The 18,093-nt window shown below is 44.9% G+C and carries 23 protein-coding genes; 2 read left to right on the top strand and 21 right to left on the bottom strand.

The window, feature by feature from the left end:
* Positions 1–138 precede the first annotated feature (138 nt).
* From D515_RS21150 to D515_RS21140, 3 genes are read right to left on the bottom strand one after another with little or no spacing between them, the layout of a single operon-like run.
* Entirely contained in the window at positions 139–753 is a 615-nt protein-coding gene (locus D515_RS21150; protein ID WP_002541397.1) for a LysE family translocator, read from the bottom strand.
* A 27-nt stretch (positions 754–780) separates the two neighbouring features.
* A complete protein-coding gene (locus D515_RS21145) occupies positions 781–1,305 on the bottom strand; it encodes a DinB family protein (protein ID WP_002541396.1) in 525 nt (174 codons plus the stop codon).
* 15 nt (positions 1,306–1,320) lie between these two features.
* Complete coding sequence (locus D515_RS21140) at positions 1,321–1,869, bottom strand: P-loop NTPase family protein (protein ID WP_002541395.1); 549 nt, start codon at positions 1,867–1,869, stop codon at positions 1,321–1,323.
* 454 nt (positions 1,870–2,323) lie between these two features.
* Here D515_RS21140 and pyrC point away from each other — a divergent pair, with 454 nt between their 5' ends.
* The gene (gene pyrC, locus D515_RS21135) at positions 2,324–3,352 is read left to right on the top strand and encodes a dihydroorotase (protein ID WP_002541394.1); all 1,029 of its coding nucleotides are present in this window, start codon (positions 2,324–2,326) and stop codon (positions 3,350–3,352) included.
* A 261-nt stretch (positions 3,353–3,613) separates the two neighbouring features.
* On the top strand, positions 3,614–4,552 hold the full coding sequence (locus D515_RS21130) for a 2OG-Fe(II) oxygenase family protein (RefSeq protein WP_002541393.1): 939 nt from the start codon (positions 3,614–3,616) through the stop codon (positions 4,550–4,552).
* Positions 4,553–4,613: 61 nt separating this feature from the next.
* Here the strand turns inward: D515_RS21130 and D515_RS25045 are convergent, their stop codons facing one another.
* From D515_RS25045 to D515_RS21040, 18 genes are all read right to left on the bottom strand, one after another.
* The gene (locus D515_RS25045; RefSeq protein ID WP_002541392.1) at positions 4,614–5,033 is read right to left on the bottom strand and encodes a contact-dependent growth inhibition system immunity protein; all 420 of its coding nucleotides are present in this window, start codon (positions 5,031–5,033) and stop codon (positions 4,614–4,616) included.
* A gap of 24 nt (positions 5,034–5,057) precedes the next feature.
* Positions 5,058–5,594 carry an RNA 2'-phosphotransferase gene (locus D515_RS21120; protein WP_002541390.1) on the bottom strand — a complete coding sequence of 179 codons (537 nt, stop codon included), beginning with the start codon at positions 5,592–5,594 and terminating at the stop codon, positions 5,058–5,060.
* A 19-nt stretch (positions 5,595–5,613) separates the two neighbouring features.
* Positions 5,614–5,970 carry a low molecular weight protein tyrosine phosphatase family protein gene (locus D515_RS21115; RefSeq protein WP_002541389.1) on the bottom strand — a complete coding sequence of 119 codons (357 nt, stop codon included), beginning with the start codon at positions 5,968–5,970 and terminating at the stop codon, positions 5,614–5,616.
* Between the two features lie 529 nt (positions 5,971–6,499).
* Positions 6,500–8,521 (bottom strand): alkyl/aryl-sulfatase, encoded by a 2,022-nt coding sequence (locus tag D515_RS21110; RefSeq protein WP_002541388.1) that lies wholly within the window; start codon positions 8,519–8,521, stop codon positions 6,500–6,502.
* A 288-nt stretch (positions 8,522–8,809) separates the two neighbouring features.
* Positions 8,810–9,103 (bottom strand): TfoX/Sxy family DNA transformation protein, encoded by a 294-nt coding sequence (locus D515_RS21105; protein WP_002541387.1) that lies wholly within the window; start codon positions 9,101–9,103, stop codon positions 8,810–8,812.
* A 47-nt stretch (positions 9,104–9,150) separates the two neighbouring features.
* The gene (locus tag D515_RS21100; protein ID WP_197076310.1) at positions 9,151–9,453 is read right to left on the bottom strand and encodes a hypothetical protein; all 303 of its coding nucleotides are present in this window, start codon (positions 9,451–9,453) and stop codon (positions 9,151–9,153) included.
* A gap of 191 nt (positions 9,454–9,644) precedes the next feature.
* Positions 9,645–10,097: a GNAT family N-acetyltransferase gene (locus tag D515_RS21095; RefSeq protein WP_002541383.1), complete on the bottom strand. Its 453-nt coding sequence runs from the start codon at positions 10,095–10,097 to the stop codon at positions 9,645–9,647.
* An 85-nt stretch (positions 10,098–10,182) separates the two neighbouring features.
* Positions 10,183–11,250, bottom strand: coding sequence for a ribosome small subunit-dependent GTPase A (gene rsgA / locus D515_RS21090; RefSeq protein WP_002541382.1), 1,068 nt, complete (start codon positions 11,248–11,250; stop codon positions 10,183–10,185).
* Positions 11,251–11,334: 84 nt separating this feature from the next.
* Positions 11,335–11,934: a class I SAM-dependent DNA methyltransferase gene (locus D515_RS21085; protein WP_002541380.1), complete on the bottom strand. Its 600-nt coding sequence runs from the start codon at positions 11,932–11,934 to the stop codon at positions 11,335–11,337.
* Between the two features lie 53 nt (positions 11,935–11,987).
* Complete coding sequence (locus D515_RS21080; RefSeq protein WP_002541379.1) at positions 11,988–12,341, bottom strand: hypothetical protein; 354 nt, start codon at positions 12,339–12,341, stop codon at positions 11,988–11,990.
* A gap of 158 nt (positions 12,342–12,499) precedes the next feature.
* Positions 12,500–12,916, bottom strand: a complete 417-nt coding sequence (locus D515_RS21075) for a GNAT family N-acetyltransferase (protein WP_039850441.1) — start codon at positions 12,914–12,916, stop codon at positions 12,500–12,502.
* A gap of 50 nt (positions 12,917–12,966) precedes the next feature.
* The gene (locus D515_RS21070) at positions 12,967–13,371 is read right to left on the bottom strand and encodes a hypothetical protein (RefSeq protein ID WP_002541377.1); all 405 of its coding nucleotides are present in this window, start codon (positions 13,369–13,371) and stop codon (positions 12,967–12,969) included.
* 221 nt (positions 13,372–13,592) lie between these two features.
* Positions 13,593–14,285, bottom strand: coding sequence for a sulfite exporter TauE/SafE family protein (locus D515_RS21065; protein WP_275041003.1), 693 nt, complete (start codon positions 14,283–14,285; stop codon positions 13,593–13,595).
* Between the two features lie 140 nt (positions 14,286–14,425).
* Entirely contained in the window at positions 14,426–14,854 is a 429-nt protein-coding gene (locus D515_RS21060; RefSeq protein ID WP_039850439.1) for a bleomycin resistance protein, read from the bottom strand.
* 127 nt (positions 14,855–14,981) lie between these two features.
* Positions 14,982–15,584 carry a histidine phosphatase family protein gene (locus D515_RS21055; protein WP_039850437.1) on the bottom strand — a complete coding sequence of 201 codons (603 nt, stop codon included), beginning with the start codon at positions 15,582–15,584 and terminating at the stop codon, positions 14,982–14,984.
* A gap of 154 nt (positions 15,585–15,738) precedes the next feature.
* A complete protein-coding gene (locus D515_RS21050; RefSeq protein ID WP_002541374.1) occupies positions 15,739–16,479 on the bottom strand; it encodes a sugar phosphate isomerase/epimerase family protein in 741 nt (246 codons plus the stop codon).
* 104 nt (positions 16,480–16,583) lie between these two features.
* The gene (locus D515_RS21045) at positions 16,584–17,420 is read right to left on the bottom strand and encodes a hypothetical protein (protein ID WP_002541372.1); all 837 of its coding nucleotides are present in this window, start codon (positions 17,418–17,420) and stop codon (positions 16,584–16,586) included.
* 141 nt (positions 17,421–17,561) lie between these two features.
* Positions 17,562–18,065: a hypothetical protein gene (locus D515_RS21040; RefSeq protein ID WP_039850435.1), complete on the bottom strand. Its 504-nt coding sequence runs from the start codon at positions 18,063–18,065 to the stop codon at positions 17,562–17,564.
* Positions 18,066–18,093 lie beyond the last annotated feature (28 nt).

Raw genomic sequence — 18,093 nt, 5'->3', positions numbered from 1 at the left:
CGTTTTATGCTTTGTTGAGGTGTATTTGCTTAGAATGACTAGGCGGCACACACCTCGCCGCGCCTAAAACGCTTATGGCTAGAACAAAATTCAACCACCACAGGTCAACAGCCCCTAACTACATTACTGCTCGTTCTATCAAGACTTGGCGAACAAAAACGCGCCACACGACGCCATAAAGCCGCCGGACACCTTGTTCAGAATTTGCTTTTCACGCTTACTTTTCAGCACCTTGCCTGCTTTAGCTGCGGAATAAGCATACATCCCCAACACACCGCCCACACCTACGGTAGAAATCAGAAGAATGACACCCACATGCAGCCCACTGATTTGAGTGACGTCCACAAACGCGGGGAAAAAGCCCATGTAAAACAAGATTGCTTTGGGGTTAGAGAGACCGACCACAACTCCCGTCAGCAAGCTCGAAAACCTCGATGATTGCGAAGGAACAGATTCTCCGTCCTCAAGGACTTCTGCCGTCCAAGTGACGTAGGCGAGCCAAAACAAATAAGCAATGCCGACATATTTGATAACGAAAGACACTTCACCTAGCACTTTCGATAGTGCGGAAAGCCCTGAAAGCGCAAGGAAGATGAAAATGTAATCAGCAATCAGGATCCCTAGCGCGAGCAACATACCCTGCTTCATTCCACTCCCCATCGAACGTGAAATCGTCGCAAATACGCTCGGGCCAGGAATAAGCGCGGACAGTGCCATAGCAAAAAACAGTGCGATACCAGAAGCAATGGTCATGATTCCTTTCTCCTTAACTACACAGTTTTATTGCCTGATAACCGCAATAAGATCGGTGAAATAGTCGTTGTCGCCAGATTGACTCAACAAGGTTGTCAACTGGCCGCGATGATGGGTTTGATGATTAAAAAAATGCAAAAGCACAGAGGCGAGATTTTCAGAATACTCTGCCCCTGCCGTATTTCGGTAGGTCAAACTGTTATTGAATTCCGACTCCGGAATAGACGCTACCCAGCGGGAAATATCATCATCCAGCGACGCCCTCATTGCTTTCAAAGAGGCCAAGTCTTCCACCAAATGTACGGTGTTGCTTGGAGGCGCAGGATAACGGCTGAGCAACTGCTCCAGAGTCACCTCGCTAGGTACGCGGGTAAAACGATTCAGCCACAACAAATCACCAGTCAGAATATGACTCATGGTATGAAAAGCAGAGCCAAAGAAAGCCCTTCTGTCTTCATACAAGTCTTCGTCACTGAGATTTTCCAAGTGACCCAGCAACTGCTCATTCATCCACCGGTTGTACTTTGCCATTAGCTCAAACTGGCTTTTCATATCGACCCTATTTCCTTATATCGATTTCTTTCCAAGCGTTCGCTTCTCAAGCTCCACATTAGCGCGCACGAATTCATTCAGTTCCTTTACCGAGCGGATGACATACACGTTTTTGTTCTCGGACATGGATTCGAGCCTTTTCAGGAAATTGTCATTCCAGAACTTCGGCGACAGTTTGAGAAACTTGTAACTTTGCAAACTGCCTTTGAGCACCGAACTTCCATCAGGCCATCCTTCCGGTTTAATGAGCAAACCTTTCAGCAGTCGCTTGGTGACCAACCAATAGCTGGTCAGATAAGGCAGTTCGACATAAACCAGCGTATCTGCCTCTTCCAAACGTTTGTTAAAAGAACCGAGCAATCCCATACCATCCAGTATCCAGCTCTCCGAGGCCAGTATCTCATCATGCCGTGCTTCAAAACTTTCGTGGCTCACCTGCTCTCCATTTTTCTGGTAAAGCATGGAGTCCAACTGATAGAGATCAATCCCGGTCTTTGACGCCAGTTTTTTGCTTAGGGTGGATTTACCGCTTCCCGGTTTTCCAAATACCGCTATTTTCTTCATGTCGCCTCCAAGATAAAAACCAAGAAGCAGAGAAAAGAAAACCCACCTCTTGGGTGGGTTCTGCAAATATAACGCGCGACAGCATCCCCACCATTCCTATGGAATGATGATAATTCGGATGAGTTTGAGCATTGAATTCGTTTTCATACACCTATAGTTGTCAATGCCAATAAGGAAGTCAACCATTAACCCTTTAAATACAGAAGATTACAACAATATTCTGTATTAATAGCTAACACTCGATTAGCGGCAGTAAACATCCCTATTTGTCAGTTTATCTGGCTTTTCCGACTCTCATAAAAACACATGGAAACAGTAAAATTCGAGAAAGAAGATGAAATAAAAGCCCTTTTCCACTATCATCCTGCCGCCTGAGCGCAAGCGTTTGCTTTTTATTTCACATTCCTTGCCGACAGGCGCCAATCCGATATTTTAGCTATGGAGGGACGCCTTAATGACCACACTTACAATTACTCGCCCTGACGACTGGCATGTTCACCTTCGCGATGGCGAAGTGCTGACAGATACCGTCCGCGACATCAGCCGTTACAACGGTCGCGCGCTCATCATGCCAAACACCGTTCCTCCTGTGACCAACACTGAAATGGCGCTTGCTTACCGCGAACGCATCATGGCGCAAAAGCCTTCTGAGCAATTCGAGCCACTGATGGCGCTCTACCTGACTGACAACACCACACCAGACGAAATCCGCAAAGCGAAAGCCTCTGGCGCGGTTGTTGCTGCGAAGCTTTACCCTGCCGGTGCAACCACCAACTCGGATTCAGGCGTGACCAATGCGAAGAACATCTATCACGTTCTTGAAGCCATGCAGGAAGTGGGCATGTTGCTGTTGGTTCATGGTGAAGTAACCCACCACGAAGTGGACATCTTCGATCGCGAGAAAGAGTTCCTTGATACCGTTCTGGCGCCCATCGTTAACGATTTCCCTAACCTGAAAATCGTCCTTGAGCACATCACCACAGCGGATGCGGCAAACTTCGTGAAAAACGCGAACGAGAACGTTGCAGCAACCATCACCGCTCACCACCTGATGTATAACCGTAACCACATGCTGGTTGGCGGTATCAAACCTCACTTCTACTGCCTGCCAATTCTGAAGCGCAACACGCACCAGAAAGCACTTGTTGAAGCAGCGACCAGCGGCAGCAAGAAGTTCTTCCTGGGAACAGATTCAGCGCCACACGCGAAAGGCGCGAAAGAATCCGCATGTGGATGTGCAGGTTCTTACACCGCACACGCAGCACTGGAGCTCTACGCTGAAGTGTTCGAACAAGAAGGTAAACTGGAGAACCTTGAAGCTTTCGCAAGTCAAAACGGCCCAGACTTCTATGGTGTGCCACGTAACACAGATACCGTAACGCTGACCAAAGAAGAGTGGCCAGTGCCAGATACCATGCCATTTGGTTCTGACATTGTCGTGCCAATCCGCGCTGGCGAAACCGTTAGCTGGAAAGTAAAGTAATTCGAAACAGCTAAGAACATCTCAGCGAACAAAAGAAGCCTGGCGACTTGCCGGGCTTTTTATTACCTTTTGATGAAACCCACTTCAACGATAATCCAGCCTGCCTGCTCCAAACCCGAAAAGCTTAACCGCCACTGATTATTTAGAAAGTATTGAAACTGTCTTTACTTTTAGCTCATTTATCAATAATTAAGTATGTAATAACGTATTCCCATCGCCACTACTCAGGCAAAACGAACAATAAGAATGGGAGAATGAAAGATGAGTCATGCAGCCATCATCAATGACCAAGCAGCAGTCAACGCTTTGGATCAAGCACGTAATCTCACGCTGCCTTCAAGACAAGAAATGTTAATGCGAGCACCTGTTGTTCAACAGTTTTGGGATAACAACCGAGAATTGCTCAGCAGCGCGTGGAGAGAGTGGCAGCTCACTGAGCAGGGCAATGCATTCAAGTTGGATGATTCTTTACTGAGTGCAAAACTCCGAGACGCGGTGAACAAAGCATGGGAAAACCCAACAACAGAGTTGGATGTGAAAGAGCTATGGGAAGAAGTGGCTCCGGGTGTCTTCCAATGCCAATTTTTCGACCCTGAACGTTTGGCAGAGCTCCGTGGTTATTTGGAAAACGTCGCCAACGCGGAGATTCCTTTGCGTCCTCCTTATGGCATCGCGCTAAACCGACACGGTGCAATGTTGGATAAACGCTCCGAAGGCTATCTGGCTGCGCCAGAGTTTCAGGCCTTCTATCAAACCGTGATGGATAGATACATGCGCCCTGTCGCACGACTGCTGTTTCCAGAAGTTACCGGCTATGATTCGCAAACCTTTGGGTTTTCGATTCAGTATCAACCCGGTGTCGATACGTCACTGCGGCTACATACCGATGCTTCAGCGGCGACAATGAACATCAATCTCAACCTGCCGGGTGAAGCGTTCACTGGCTCAGAGATTGATTACTACGACCCAACCACAGGTATGGTGCGTCGACTCACCTTTGAGCCGGGTATTGCAATGATTCACCGAGGCAGTGTGCCGCATGCTGCACAACCCATCACCAGCGGCTCACGCACCAACATCGTGTTGTGGCTATATGGCGATCGCAGGCAAATCCCTGTTCGTGGTTTGACCCAAGAAATTGATGCGAAAGCACGCTGGACAGTGCCGGAGTCGACCCCAGACAGCTACGCACCGTTTTGATATCAACGTTAGATACAGAAAGCCCAGCATATAGCTGGGCTTTCTGTACGTTTTGATTAGGTTAACTGTCACATGCCTTCAAAGCATTCACAGCTTCCGTGACTTGTTTAGACAACCAACGACTTTCCTCTGCAATCTGTTCTTGATGCTCTTCTACAATATTGAGCACTTTATTTTTCCAATATTCGTTCAGCCTCAGAAATTCACCACCTTTGGAAAGGACCGCCAAAAGTAAATCGCCTGAGTAAAAGTCCCCTGAAACCAAAGGATCTTGAGCGAGCATCTCAATAGCTTTAGGCACAAGTATCTCCAGAGATATCTGCTGCCCAATCATGATCCGAAAATCTTCTGCTGTGAAATCTATGATGGGCACTTTTCTCAAACGATGTGTTTCGACGACCAAGTGAGATGGATAGTTGGGCTCTCCCCAGTCGTCGCTTTCCAGCTCAGTCAGCGTTCTGGAATACTCATGTGGCTTCATCTCAAAGCATTCCTTAGCAATTCGTCATCGTTTCGAAAGATACTGGCTTGGCACACTGTCGACCAACCAAACATTGTTTATTGTCTTATAAAACTCAAAACCATCTTCATGCATTTGCTTTGCATCAATGGTAAAACAAACAGGCTTACCATACCGCGCGCCAACAGATGATCCGACGCTCTCTGATTCTGTTAAATGTACGTACTGGCGATTTCCCTTTAATAGCCCTTCTTTCTCTATCTGAACAACAAATCGTTCGGCCGTTCCATGAATCAATTGAGATGGTGGCACCCGTGGTGATAGCCCCAAATCAACGGAGATTGAATGGCCTTGATTCGCACGAATACGATGCCCAGCCTCATCAATAGAAAAGCGCTGTTTATCATTGGTTTCAACCACCAATCGGATTAAATCTACTGAGAGTTCATAATCCTTGGTATTAGCGATAAGGGCGTTAATCTCAGCCCAACCTTGCTCATCAAGTACGAGGTTAATCGCTTCGGGCTTGTGCCTGAGTACAAAACTTAGGTACTTTGAAATGTCAGTGAGTTCTTTGTTCATCAATATATAGTTTTCAGGTCTATTGAGTCTTTTGCTCCAAGACTAAAGCCACTTTTTGTTCGATCTCTTCCACCAACTCGGGATCCATATATTGGTAATCATCCGGGATATCCAGCACATGCAATGGCTTGTGCTCCAGTAATGGTGAAAATTCGGCAGTTAGTCGGTTTTTATGCTTCTTCTCCATCACAAAGACAACATCCGCCCAGCGTATGTCCGCCACACTGACCGTCTTCCTCGCTTTTGGGCTAGTGCCGGCAGAGCGCGCATTAAACCCGGGTTGTCTTCTCCAAACTTCTTCACCTGTTGGGCTACGCCATTGGTTGCGACTACAAACAAATAGAAGGTTTTTCATTTCTTGCTTTTGACGAAGCATATCTCTCCATGATGACTTAGCTGAAAAAATGTTTGATTCATTGCAAGCCGGATCAGTCCCCAGAATGTGACGTACCAATACTATTACTCGGCCCACCACCAAAACTCCCCTTATCGGGGTCATTCTCATCGTCTTGGCTTTTATAAAAAAGAAGCAAACAAATGACAGAAATTAAAGGTATCAACCATACCAAAATGACTTGAGCGACTTTTTGAGTGGTTTCTAAATCATCCCTTCTAGATAAATAGAATGATGTATATGTATTTAATATCAGCGTAATGACTAAGAATACTAACCAGTAAGTTATCGACACATGAAACCCTTCAATTGCAATCACCACCGCTAACTAGATTGAGTGATCTCAGAAAATCCAGTGTACAACTTAGAGCAAAGCGCGTTCGTATCGGAGTTTAGATTATTACGTATTTTCATAGCGTTATTTAAAGCCACATACGAAAAACGCCCCGGGTCTAGGACCCGGGGCGGACAAGATGCCAATTCTGTCTATTCGCTCAGCTATGAAGGAGTTTTACTTATTAGGCATTGGCAAGATTTCAAACATGCCGTCGAAGCTATCCAGCGTACCTGCCAGCTTAGTGAGAAGCTCTGCATCACCTTTCACACCTGCCTGACCAGATTTAATCAGATCTTCCAAGCTGGTTTCACCCAATACCACTTTGGTGAAGTCGGTTTTATGAATGATGAGTTCGAAGTCTACTTTTGGCAGCTCATCAACTTGGATGTTAGCCATGTTCGCGTTAGACACTTCACCGTAGTAACGCTCGCCTAAATCTGGGTGGTACACACCGAAGTTAAAGTCTAAGCCTGCAGCTTCTGCTTTCGGTGCATTCAAACTTACCGCGATGAAATCAAGGAACATGCCTGTTGGCGTGTTTGCAATCACATCTGGTGAAGCCAGTTTAAGCGATGGCTGTATCTCTCCAGTACGAAGCTCCACCGCACCTTGCAGGTAGCTATTACGCCATGCCATGGTTTCAGACTGGTAACCTTGCTGCTCAAAGCTGTCTGCTAACGCAAAACGGTATTTGATGTTGCTTGGCTCACACTGGACCAAGTCATTGAACAGCTGAGACGCTTCCTGATATTCACCCGCATTAAAGTGCTTCATACCCGCCTTGTAGAAGGCATCCGCTCCCGCCGCCTCAACGTATACGCACGACTTCTCTGTGGTCTGCAGTGGGTTGGTGTTGACTGGGTTCATGTCGTGATATCCAAGATAGAGATTCACAACCGCTCTGGCGTTATGGCTGTATGAACCGTGGTAACCGTTCGTGTGCCAGGTATCAATCTGAGATTGAGGAACAATCTTCTCGATTTCACGGCCTACGTCATGAATGGTCACACCATGGTTTGCCAGTCGCATTGCTTGGTTATGGATAAAGCCATAGTTGTCGCGCTGAAGCGTCATGTAGTCTGAGATTTCATTTACTTCAGTCTCAGCATCATTCCACACTGGCGCTGAGTGAGCGGCGTGAATGTTATCGACCAAACCACTGTCGACAAAACGCATCTTCAGTTCAGTGAGGTACTTAGTCCAAACCAGCGAGTCACGAACTTTTGCACCACGGAAAGTGTAGATATTGTGCATGCCGTCATAAGTCAGCTCTGCGGTGTTCAGCGAGCGATACTCAGGCACATAAAGCACGATCTCAGCAGGTGCTTCCGCGCCAGGCATGTTGATGGCATGGAAGTCTAAACCATCAATGTTGATAACAGCCTCACGCTCTTGAATTTCCTGTGTGGGTGCCACCAGCGTCACTTCGCCGCGTGATGTCCCCAAACCAAGCGCGTTATCAACGATGCCTTTGGTGTTGTTGTCCAAGGTGGTGCCGTATTGATAGTTCGCACGACGTCCCATCGCGGTACCGGCAATCACGTTTTCGTCTGCCAGCTCTTTAATGAAGTCGTTCGGCGCGTAAATTTCGGCGTCTGCCGCGAAATCGCCAGATTCAAAGACACCACGAGAGCCGCCAAAATGGTCGGCATGCATGTGTGAATAGATCATGCCGGTGATTTTGTGTTCACCATTAATTGCCGGTAGGTGCTGTTTCGCAAACTCCCAAGAAGCTGCTGCCGCTTCGCGTGAAAGCAGAGGGTCGTGAATCACATAGCCGTTCTCAGAGCGATAGACTGTCATGTTTGACAGGTCAGCACCGCGAATTTGGTATACGCCGTCAGTGACTTCATACAAGCCGCCTGCTGCATAGTTCAGCATGCCTTGACGCCAGATAGATGGGTTAACGGTTGGCGGCAGATCATCAACAGACATGTCAGTCATGTATTCGAAACGGTTTTTCAACTCGCCCGCTTCATGCGTGCCGAATTCAGCAATCAAACCACGTGTTGTGCGCTCGAACGCCGTAGTGTCTTCCCAAGGTAATGTTTTCGCTACAGCGGCATTTGCGTTAATGGTGTATTTCGAGGCAGGCTTGCCTTCATAGGTATCGATAGATGCATAGTCATTGGCAAAAGCGCCGAAAGACGCAACGATCGCGAGAGACAGTACTGAAGGGACGAATTGAGTTTTCATGTTGAACCTCTTGGGGTTTTCATTTTGGGTATGGGCTTAATCTAACGTGCAAACCCATAGCAATACATGCATGAAAATAGATTCAAAACATCACATTTTGTTATATATAGGGCAAATAGGAAACGCTATCGTGCTGAAGGGATGAGAGGTTTACCCGAGGTGGGTCATTCGGTTTTATCCATCAAGGCACTCTGGAACTGGCCTGCGAGCCCAAAGATGAGGAAAGGAAGTTAGTAACTGGCGACGAAAAGGCTCGTGACCTTACATTCAAGATATTGATGAGAATGACTATTTGGGTGCAAGCCCCATGTCATCCAGCACCATGAGAATTTCTTCTTTGCGGGTATTTTTAATTTCAATCCAGGAGATATTTTCCCGTGCGCCAATAATGGAATAGATGGAGTTCAGACCCATTCCTTTCATTGGTTTAATCTTGGCGTACAGCGCATAAGGGTCGATCGCCATAAAGTCTTGAACAGAATGAATGCCAACTTCCGCCAAGATTTCTTCGCTGCGTGGTCCAAAACCATTTAGCTCTCTGAGTCGTTTCGGCTGCGTTTCATAAGCATCCAGCAAGGCCATTTCTCCTTTTCCATTCGACACATAAACAGACTACACAGAAAAAGCCTTTAGTTAATCACGAAGCCCACTTCTTTGATTTCTTTATCAATTTCTGTGATGAAATAACGTGCAAGATACTCGCCTTCCACCTTGGTGCTTGTTTGCTTCCAAACAATCTGTGCAACATCATCGTTTCGGAGGACACCGAGAATTTGACGCTCCAGCGTTAAGGAAGAGAAGAAGTCAAATTCCTCCCATGCCTTGATAACGCCTGCTTTGTTTTCCGGATCTTCGGCTTCTTCTTTCGTTTGATAAACACAAAAAGCATCCCAATCCTTATCGTTGGATGCCTTCACAACCGCATCAATCATGGGTATGGCTATGGCCAAAATCTCATCGTCTGTTAACAAGGTTATCGACATATTCGTCGTCTCTTTTTGAGTGATGAACAATCAGACTAGGTGATTAAAAGGCTTTTTGTAGCCATAAATCAAGCGACTTTGAACAAAAAGACATTATTGTTATGAGCTGAAATGACTGCTACCAAAGTCATGTGCAAGACTCATTCACTGGCCAATGGCTTTCCCATACAGATCGATCTCTCCAAACCCACATACTTACCATAAGACTCGATTTCTTCGAAGCCGTTACGTCGATAAAACTCTACAGCCTTTTGATTCACCCTGCGCGTGGAAAGAACTGCATACTGATAACCTTTGTTTGCAGCAAGCTTTTCGAGCTCTCGCAGTAGAAAAACACCAGCACCTGAACAGTTTGAATACATGCGCTTTAGCTCGCAGGTTTGGTCTGAATGAAATCGAAACACACCACATGCGACAGCCTCGTTACCGAAGTACACCACGATACAACCATCACAGCTCAAATCGAAATCATCGGCAACGAACGAGCTTTCGCCGGAATCACCCGTGACATTGCCCAGCGAAACATTGAGTTCGTCGATAAGCGAAGTGAAATCTTTATGGTTAGGTGTCAAAGATTGGCTTTTGAATTTCATAGATCTGGTCATATTGATATCGAGGGTGAGCAGCGGTCGGTCAAAGGTTCAACCCATAAAGTAAAGGGACGCGATGTCCCTTGCTCTATCTGTTCTTGTTTTTTAAGACCGACTTAATCATTTTTCCGAAGTTCTTGTCTTTCGTTCTCTTTTCAGAGTAAGACATTTGATTAAATTCGGATTCTCTTTTCATCTTGAGGTAGTTCTTATACCGCTGTTCAGATAACTCACCCGTTTCGATGGCTTTCAGAATGGCACAGCCTTTTTCATTCGTATGCGAGCAGTTTTTGAATTTACAGTTAAGCGATAGCGCTAAGATTTCTGAAAAGGTTTCATCTAATCCCTCATCCAGCGACATGCTGCCGAGCTCGCGCATCCCGGGGGTATCAATGATCAACGCGCCACTCTCTAACTGGACTAACTGACGACTGGTTGTGGTGTGGCGGCCTTTGCTTTGTATTTTGCTCACCTCTTGGGTTTCGAACTCTTCACTGCCTAAGAGTTTGTTGAGCAGTGTTGTCTTCCCAACCCCTGATGAGCCCAACAAGCAATAAGTGCGTCCGAACTTCAACAGCTCAAGAATCGAATCCATGTTTTCCTGATTAAGACTACTAAATTCAATCACCGTTGCATGAGGAGCAATACTCAGCACCTGCGACTTAATGTCCTCAATCTCTTCTGTTGATAGAAGGTCACTTTTACTGAGCAGAACCACAGGCTCAATATTGCTCTCATTCACCATCACCAAATATCGCTCCAACCTTCGCAAATTGAAGTTTTCATTCAATGACTGGACAATAAAAGCAGTGTCAATGTTTGCAGCGATAAGCTGAACGTCGATTTGTTTTCCCGGAGCTTTTCGTTTCAGGAGTGTTTTTCGTGGAAAGACGCCATAAATAATGGCGTGTGAATCCTCGTCGTAAAAATCTGCATAGACCCAATCGCCCGTGGTCGGCAAATCGTTTGAGGACTCTGCACCGTAAAGCAGGTTTCCCGACAGTTCAGAAAAGACCTCCTCCCCGCCTTTTGTCACTGTGTAGCTGTTTTTATGCACGGAGACGACACGAGCAATACCATGGTTGGCTGCTTTGCTCTCGTCAATCCGGCTCTCGAACCAATGGCTAAATCCGATGCTTTCCAGCTTATTCGTCATTCTATTTCTCAGTTTTTATTGTACCTAACCGCACTATATTCAACGAATACGCTTTGTATTTCCATGACCAGATGTAAGAGGTGGCTACGTTTTTTGCACGATCAAATAGGTGTGTAACTCTGGGTATTGGTCATACTCCAAGTGTCTGATAATACAACCGAGTTCTATGAACAGATTTAAGAAACCATTGGTGCCAAGTGATGAGTAGTAGACTTCAGGCCCCATAAAATCATCTTTGTGGGCTCCTGGCTCTTCTGTACCACCGAACGAAAAAATGAATACCCCACCCTCATTGAGACGCTCGACGATCTTGGTCATAACCTGCTTTTGTTCAGACAAAGGAATATGCCAAATGCTGTCCCACGCGGTGATAAAGTCATACTTCTCGGAGGTTACGTATTCACAGATATCACCTTGAATGAAGTGAATCTCCGGATGTTTCTCTCTCGCAATCTTGAGCATCTCACTAGAAACATCCAAACCAGAAGGCGTAAACCCTTCGCTCACCAGCAGATCCATAAACCGGCCTGTGCAGCCACAACCAATATCCAACGCATTGCCCCGATGCTTTGCAAAGCTCATCGCTTTCTTATGCTGGGCAATACCATTGGTCATGTTGAAGCCCTCATCTGTCCAGAGATGAGTGATTTGATCGTAGGCTTTTCCTATCTGTTCAGGGTTCATGTTTATCTCTCGTTATGCATTGGGCTTCTCTTAAGCGCCTATCCTTTTAGCGCTTAATGCTTTGATGCGACAAACGCCCTGTACCAACTGCCCGTCACCACAAATTTAGGAAAGGTATAAAGTTGCTCAAGCAAGATTCTCGACATCGCATTTTTAAAGCTTGTAAATGGCTCTGCCGGGTTTGCCTCTTTGCTGTGTCCTAACCCCTGCAAACCGAATGAAACTGCCATCAAGAACACTGACATCAGCACAGCTATCAAATCAAGACTAAGTAGTGAAAACACAAAAGACGCAAACCCAGCGATAAAGCAGGGAACAAAGATGATATGGATAAGAAGGTTTTTCTTCGATTGATGAAATGTTGAATAGCCTTTCCATTGCCATTCAATGAGTTCTTTAAGGGGCATGTGTCCTCCGCGATTGATGCGTTTGCCTATCTAAAGGTGAAACTATAAACACGCAAATTTAATTGATGTTAGCGCTTCCTACCTGACAGATATTGCGCCCTTATGAGGTTTAAAATGCTATGGTCCCGCAAAAGACACGCGAGACAATTCACAACGCTTTATTGTGCTCGGATATGAAAGACGTGTTGAGCTTTGCTGCAACGAAACCCAATCGCTTCGTAGAACCCATGGGACTCACTTCTCTGCGCATTGCAGCGGACACGGATTTCACCGTCATTTTTATCCAAAGCATATTCGACAAGCGCACGACCTATACCTTGTCCGCGATACAGTGACGATACCACCAAACCGCCAATTTCATGGAAGCCCTCCGATGCCAACCTTTGAGCATAGAAAAGATGCAACCACCCAACAATGGAGCCATCGCATTCGGCAACATAAATATGATCATTAGGCGAAGAGAGAATTGCCAGAAGGTTGAGGAAAGATTGTTCGGGAGAAAGCTCAGCGTAGCCTAAGTGTTTTGATACCTCGCGAATACCATCAGCATCCGATTCCGAAGCAGCTCGAATCATGGTTTCAACCTGACAAAAAACCCGCTGATTTCGGCAGCGGGTTATTGGGATTACTTGAAGCTTTTAATGAGGTCGAGATACCGCACTTCATCGTCAGCGATTTCGCCATCGGCATCAGAAATTTCTTTCGCCAACGTTTTCGCTTTTTCTGCTGCGCCCAACTCAGAGAGCTCTTGCATCAGTTGCGACAGGTAGGCAGAAGCTTCCTCATCTGAACCATCGAGCACGCTGTTAATCTTACCAATGCAGTTACGTTGGAATGATTCCACACTGACAGTCGATTTCCACTCAATGGTTTGCAGAAGCTCATCCATGTATTTTTGCTCGGCCAACGCTACGCGGTTATCAATTTTGTAGAAAAACGTCGCGAGCTCAATGAGTTTTTCACTTGCACTTTGTTCGCTCTCAGCCAGCAATGAAGCCGCTTTACCCTGAAAAACAGCGATAATGTTCATCTTAGTTCTCCTTAACTCATTCTCAGAATCCGATGCGCAGTGGCAATTAAATTAAGTGTCGTTCTGGTTCTATTTCCACCCGCTAACTGGCGTTTACCATAACAAATCTAGTCAACGTGCGGATAGGGAAAGATGCGTGTTCTCCGACACATTATTGAGCAATGAATTTCATTGGGTTAGGTGCTGGTAGTATCGATTTGGCATTCGACAGGGATCGCCCTTTATAAGGCCACACCGACAATCATCCGCACCGCCAGCAGCGACAGTAGAACCTTAATCACTTTTACCACAAGCTCGTTCTTTGCCTTGAGGCGGAGCTTTGTACCCAAATAAGAGCCAATCACCGCACCCGCAACCATAAAACCAATCACAGAAAGTTCGGAAAGTAGTGATGTGGTGATAACAAGATACACGGGTATCTTTGCTAAATGGCTGATGGTCATAAACAGCGAGCTTGTCGCAATGATTTCATCTTTGCAGGCTAATTTTTTGGTTAGGACACTGAGTCCAAGCGGCCCCGTAGCACCAACGACAAGCCCTAAACCGGTCTGGAGAAACCCGATAAGATAAAAACTCTCATATTTACTGATTGCAGATGAAAAGTGCTTACTCCAAAGGTTGAGCAAGATATAAAGCCCAATAGCCAAAGGCACATATTCCATGGAGATATGCGACAAGCCATAGCCAATCACGACCGCGCCAAGAACAGAACCGATGACGAAACCCGGTAGCAAATCCCACCTAACCTTGCTGAGTGAAAACAGCATTCTGGAAGAGTTGCTCGCCAACTGCACAAGCCCATGTATTGGGATAATAAGGCTGGGTGCCAAGAATGAGGGAAGAATGGAAATCAGCAGCATACCACCGCCGAAGCCCACGACCGCAGCAACCATTGAAGTCGCTAAAGCGAGTATTCCTAATAGGATTTCGATACTTGAGCCTCCTGCGCTATGACGTCAGCATAACAGGGGATTATAAGGCGATATGTCTAAGACATGATGGCTTGGATCCCAAACAACGTCATGAAGACATTACGGAAAATCAGGATACCTCATTACGTGTTTTGTATTTCTTTTTCCCCTAAGTACTGCGAAAACCTTAACAGGTAACCATCAGGATCCTGCACCAAAAATTCTCTTTGCCCCGACAAAGACTCGTCCACCTCGTACCATGTCTCTTTTTGCTCTCTAAAGAGCTTGATGTTTGCAGCCTGAATACGTTCATAAACTGGGGAAATATCTGAGAGCTCAATTTGGAAGTTCACTCCCCTGCCTAGTGGAGCACTAAGTTCACCGGTCACCCACGCTTTGTCATGGATTTGCTCCAACATGATTTGAACCAGTTCAAGTTCAAGGTAGACAAAGTCAGGATTTTTCCTTTGGCTTCTAACTTTGAAGCCGAGGATTTCGCAATAGAAATGTAGGGATTTAGCAAAGTCCGATACTGATAGCTCCGGTACCATCGGGTTCCAATATTCTTTCATTTGATTTCTGTATAGGTGATGAGTTTATAAGTGATGACGCTGCGCCCGCCAAGAAACCGGGAGCGCAGCAAGGCATTTACCGATGCACAGTACTTTGTTCAAGCTAATTTCGTGTTTGCTCGAATAACTAAATTTCGTCACAGAACCGCTTAACGACTAACTCCGAACCAACACCCCCCATAACTATGCTATGCGATAAGTTGGTAGCGAATGGCCCTTCCCATATCTCATCCAAGGGCTTCGACTGTAAACTCGTAAGCAATGTTTTAATCAATGCCGCGTGTGACACGACCAGTATCTTTTTACCTTTATGCTCTTGCGAAATTCTCTTAATACAGGCGGTAGACCGAGCTTTTAAGTCATGAAAAGACTCTGCACCTGTCATTCGAAAGCAACCAGGTCGATTCCAGAAATCATAATAGTCCGTTGCAAATTGTTCTTTAACATCACTATGTTTCATGCCTTCCCAAGAGCCCATATTGATCTCTCTTAGCTCATCGGTCTCATAGATTGGGATATCTACGTCATTGACTAAGATCTTTGCTGTGTCAGAAGCCCTCGAACTTGTTGAGCAAAAGACAGCATCAAAGTTTAGGTGCTCTATCTTTTTTCGGGCAGCTACAGCTTGAGCCTTTCCAAGTTCCGTAAGCGGCGAATCTTTGAAGCCCTGCATGCGGCCTTCAATGTTCCATTCAGTTTCACCATGTCTAAAAATATGAATCTCTGTCACGTAAAGTATTCCTTACTTACAGCGCCGGATAACTAGAGGCGAGCAACCGATCAAGTGGCGAGTGACGCCTCACCGAACCAAAATTGATCATCTTAAACACGTAATCCCAATTTGACGCTAAAATTGCCGAGCGTTACGAATCCGCCTGAAGAGTCTATTGTGCAATTTTTTCGCGTAGAAGGTTTAAATTCTGCCAACTTTGTTTAAAGAGCGTTTTGAAATTCGAGGTTGGCTCAAACTCGACGACTACCCACTTAAGCCGATTAAGTTCACTAAGTTGTTCATATACTTCGGGCAACGGAACACTTCCCTGGCCTAGAGCAACAGACTCTGCATTGGCAAAGTCTCTTAAATGTAGGTGTGATACTTTGTCTCTGTGTTCATGAAGAAAGTCATTAATATTTACGTTAGCTAAATGAAGCCAACCAACATCAATACAAAGATCTATATGTTCAAAATAAAGCTCATTTTCAAGTATTAAAAAAGGAGTAGATGTTTCGCCACGGTTTATTAAAAATTCAAAGTCATGATTGTGATATTGAACTTTAATACCTTCTTTGGCATACAGTTCGGCCACACGATTTAATAAACCACATGTAGCCTTGAAATTGCCCAGACTTCTATCGTGCCATCCTAACGGACCAGAAACATACAGGTTTCGGCATTCATGCCGGCTTAAATAGCTTATTAGCTCATCATGTTTTACCAGTTGTTCTGGCGCAACATGCACCCCAACGCAATCTAACCCAAACTGATTAAGCTCTCTCTCGGCTTCTAGAAGGAAAGGTAATTCAACGCCATCATAACCAGTTTCACTTATAAACTTAAGAACGTGTGCCAAGTCACTTTTCAAGACTTTTTCGGGAATGCCGAATAACTGAGCGCCAATGTTCATCTACCCTCCAGTTGCTAGCTGTCTGTTATAAATGGCGAGTGTGGGTTTTGCGTGTCCACTAAATCGGGGGAGGTCCAGAATCACTCTTAAACAGATTGTTATATTTATGTTGCTTGCACTTCAATATCAAAATTAGCTAGTAAGAACTTTGTCTTCACAAAACTTCTATAGCGAGTAAGAACATAGAATCGATAGCAAACAACCGGCTTTTCCCAATCGCCATCTTCGTGAATTTCGTGGCAGTTAAATATACTTGAATGGTGCTTACAATAGTTTTTCAAAGAGTCATAGTCTTCTGATGACAATTCAGATGGAGGATTTTTAAACACTTCAAACAACATATTTTTAGTCGATGACGAGCATTCATCTAAAGCATTTTGGCTAGACGCCAGTTCATCTTGGAGGTGTTGTTCTAAAAATCCCTTGAGGTAAGGATTAAGCCTGTATACAGATTCATATTCGTTAACATCAATACTCTTTCTAATATATCCTGAATCTAAGAGACCATTCAAAATAGCAATTCCTTCTGGATCGTGAGAAAAAGATTGCTGACCTTTTGATAGTTCCTGCAACATAAAAACGGATCTTGGCTCAAAGTGTTGGAAAACTTCAGTAAAGTTACTAAGAAATTTTTCCTTTTTTTCTTGTTCTATTTTTTCCTTATGTGCATTTTCAATTTTTTCTTTAACTATATCAAACGAATACTTCTTCATTATTTTTGCAATAAAGTAAAAAGTTTCCCCGAGAATAGAACCTAGGCCAAAAACAACTATCGAAGTTGAAACACTATTTTCCAATGGCAAAGTTAACCCCATCTTTTCCAACAATCGAGTTAACTCAGGAAATGACATCCAAAGGACACCCATAATCACAAATTTTATTGATGTTTTCACCGATGTTAAAGATGATATCACCTTCAAAAATGCACTTGTTGTTTCCACCACTTTCTCCATCTAAATATAACGTCGCAATAACGGGCGCTTACCAAACCGCCCAAAACTGCTTTAATCCTTTGTATTCACAACACGTTGAAAAGCTACCGCATTGACAAAGCGTCCCTGTTTATAGCCTTGTTAGCCCGACTAGCCCCAACCAACACTTCCCCCAAAGCACGTATGGCTGAATTCTTTTTTAAACTTCTTACCCTCGACATTTATGTAGCTAATTTCAAGGCTGCAATCTACTTTAGCAACTGAAACCCTATACTCTTGGTTAGGATTGTGTACCAAAGTGTCTGGAGCTACGTACTCTAGCAATACTGAGGATGCAAGGTTTGACTCTTTAGAACGTTTCACAATTGTTTCGCCTGACTTAATCAAAGTTCCCACTTCGCCTAAGTTGATTTCATTGTGTATTTCATAAGAAGGGACTACCATGAATGCGGATTTTATAACAATGTCTTTCCCACCAGTATTACTTAAAAACAGAGTTACTTCCTTGTTTGAACCATGGACAATAGTTGCCTCAATATCAGACTTTCTAGATTCAATAAAGTCAAAGGCAAACAATGAAGCAGCTGCAATTATGGAGAGAGATGCTAGAAAGTCAGAAAATGGTCCTAAACCCGCAATTAACTTTTTCTTCAATATTTTATTCCTTTGATTGATATTGGGC

It is taken from the genome of Grimontia indica (genome assembly GCF_000333895.2).
Classification (GTDB): Bacteria; Pseudomonadota; Gammaproteobacteria; order Enterobacterales; family Vibrionaceae; genus Enterovibrio; species Enterovibrio indicus.
This window is presented reverse-complemented; position numbering and strand designations above follow the sequence as displayed.

Bases quoted from the DNA above. Each gene is read 5' to 3' on its own strand.
- D515_RS21150 (WP_002541397.1), bottom strand. From the start codon at position 753: ATGACCATTGCTTCTGGTATCGCACTGTTTTTTGCTATGGCACTGTCC.
- D515_RS21145 (WP_002541396.1), bottom strand. From the start codon at position 1,305: ATGAAAAGCCAGTTTGAGCTAATGGCAAAGTACAACCGGTGGATGAAT.
- D515_RS21140 (WP_002541395.1), bottom strand. From the start codon at position 1,869: ATGAAGAAAATAGCGGTATTTGGAAAACCGGGAAGCGGTAAATCCACC.
- pyrC (WP_002541394.1), top strand. From the start codon at position 2,324: ATGACCACACTTACAATTACTCGCCCTGACGACTGGCATGTTCACCTT.
- D515_RS21130 (WP_002541393.1), top strand. From the start codon at position 3,614: ATGAGTCATGCAGCCATCATCAATGACCAAGCAGCAGTCAACGCTTTG.
- D515_RS25045 (WP_002541392.1), bottom strand. From the start codon at position 5,033: ATGAAGCCACATGAGTATTCCAGAACGCTGACTGAGCTGGAAAGCGAC.
- D515_RS21120 (WP_002541390.1), bottom strand. From the start codon at position 5,594: ATGAACAAAGAACTCACTGACATTTCAAAGTACCTAAGTTTTGTACTC.
- D515_RS21115 (WP_002541389.1), bottom strand. From the start codon at position 5,970: ATGCTTCGTCAAAAGCAAGAAATGAAAAACCTTCTATTTGTTTGTAGT.
- D515_RS21110 (WP_002541388.1), bottom strand. From the start codon at position 8,521: ATGAAAACTCAATTCGTCCCTTCAGTACTGTCTCTCGCGATCGTTGCG.
- D515_RS21105 (WP_002541387.1), bottom strand. From the start codon at position 9,103: ATGGCCTTGCTGGATGCTTATGAAACGCAGCCGAAACGACTCAGAGAG.
- D515_RS21100 (WP_197076310.1), bottom strand. From the start codon at position 9,453: ATGATTGATGCGGTTGTGAAGGCATCCAACGATAAGGATTGGGATGCT.
- D515_RS21095 (WP_002541383.1), bottom strand. From the start codon at position 10,097: ATGAAATTCAAAAGCCAATCTTTGACACCTAACCATAAAGATTTCACT.
- rsgA (WP_002541382.1), bottom strand. From the start codon at position 11,250: ATGACGAATAAGCTGGAAAGCATCGGATTTAGCCATTGGTTCGAGAGC.
- D515_RS21085 (WP_002541380.1), bottom strand. From the start codon at position 11,934: ATGAACCCTGAACAGATAGGAAAAGCCTACGATCAAATCACTCATCTC.
- D515_RS21080 (WP_002541379.1), bottom strand. From the start codon at position 12,341: ATGCCCCTTAAAGAACTCATTGAATGGCAATGGAAAGGCTATTCAACA.
- D515_RS21075 (WP_039850441.1), bottom strand. From the start codon at position 12,916: ATGATTCGAGCTGCTTCGGAATCGGATGCTGATGGTATTCGCGAGGTA.
- D515_RS21070 (WP_002541377.1), bottom strand. From the start codon at position 13,371: ATGAACATTATCGCTGTTTTTCAGGGTAAAGCGGCTTCATTGCTGGCT.
- D515_RS21060 (WP_039850439.1), bottom strand. From the start codon at position 14,854: ATGAAAGAATATTGGAACCCGATGGTACCGGAGCTATCAGTATCGGAC.
- D515_RS21050 (WP_002541374.1), bottom strand. From the start codon at position 16,479: ATGAACATTGGCGCTCAGTTATTCGGCATTCCCGAAAAAGTCTTGAAA.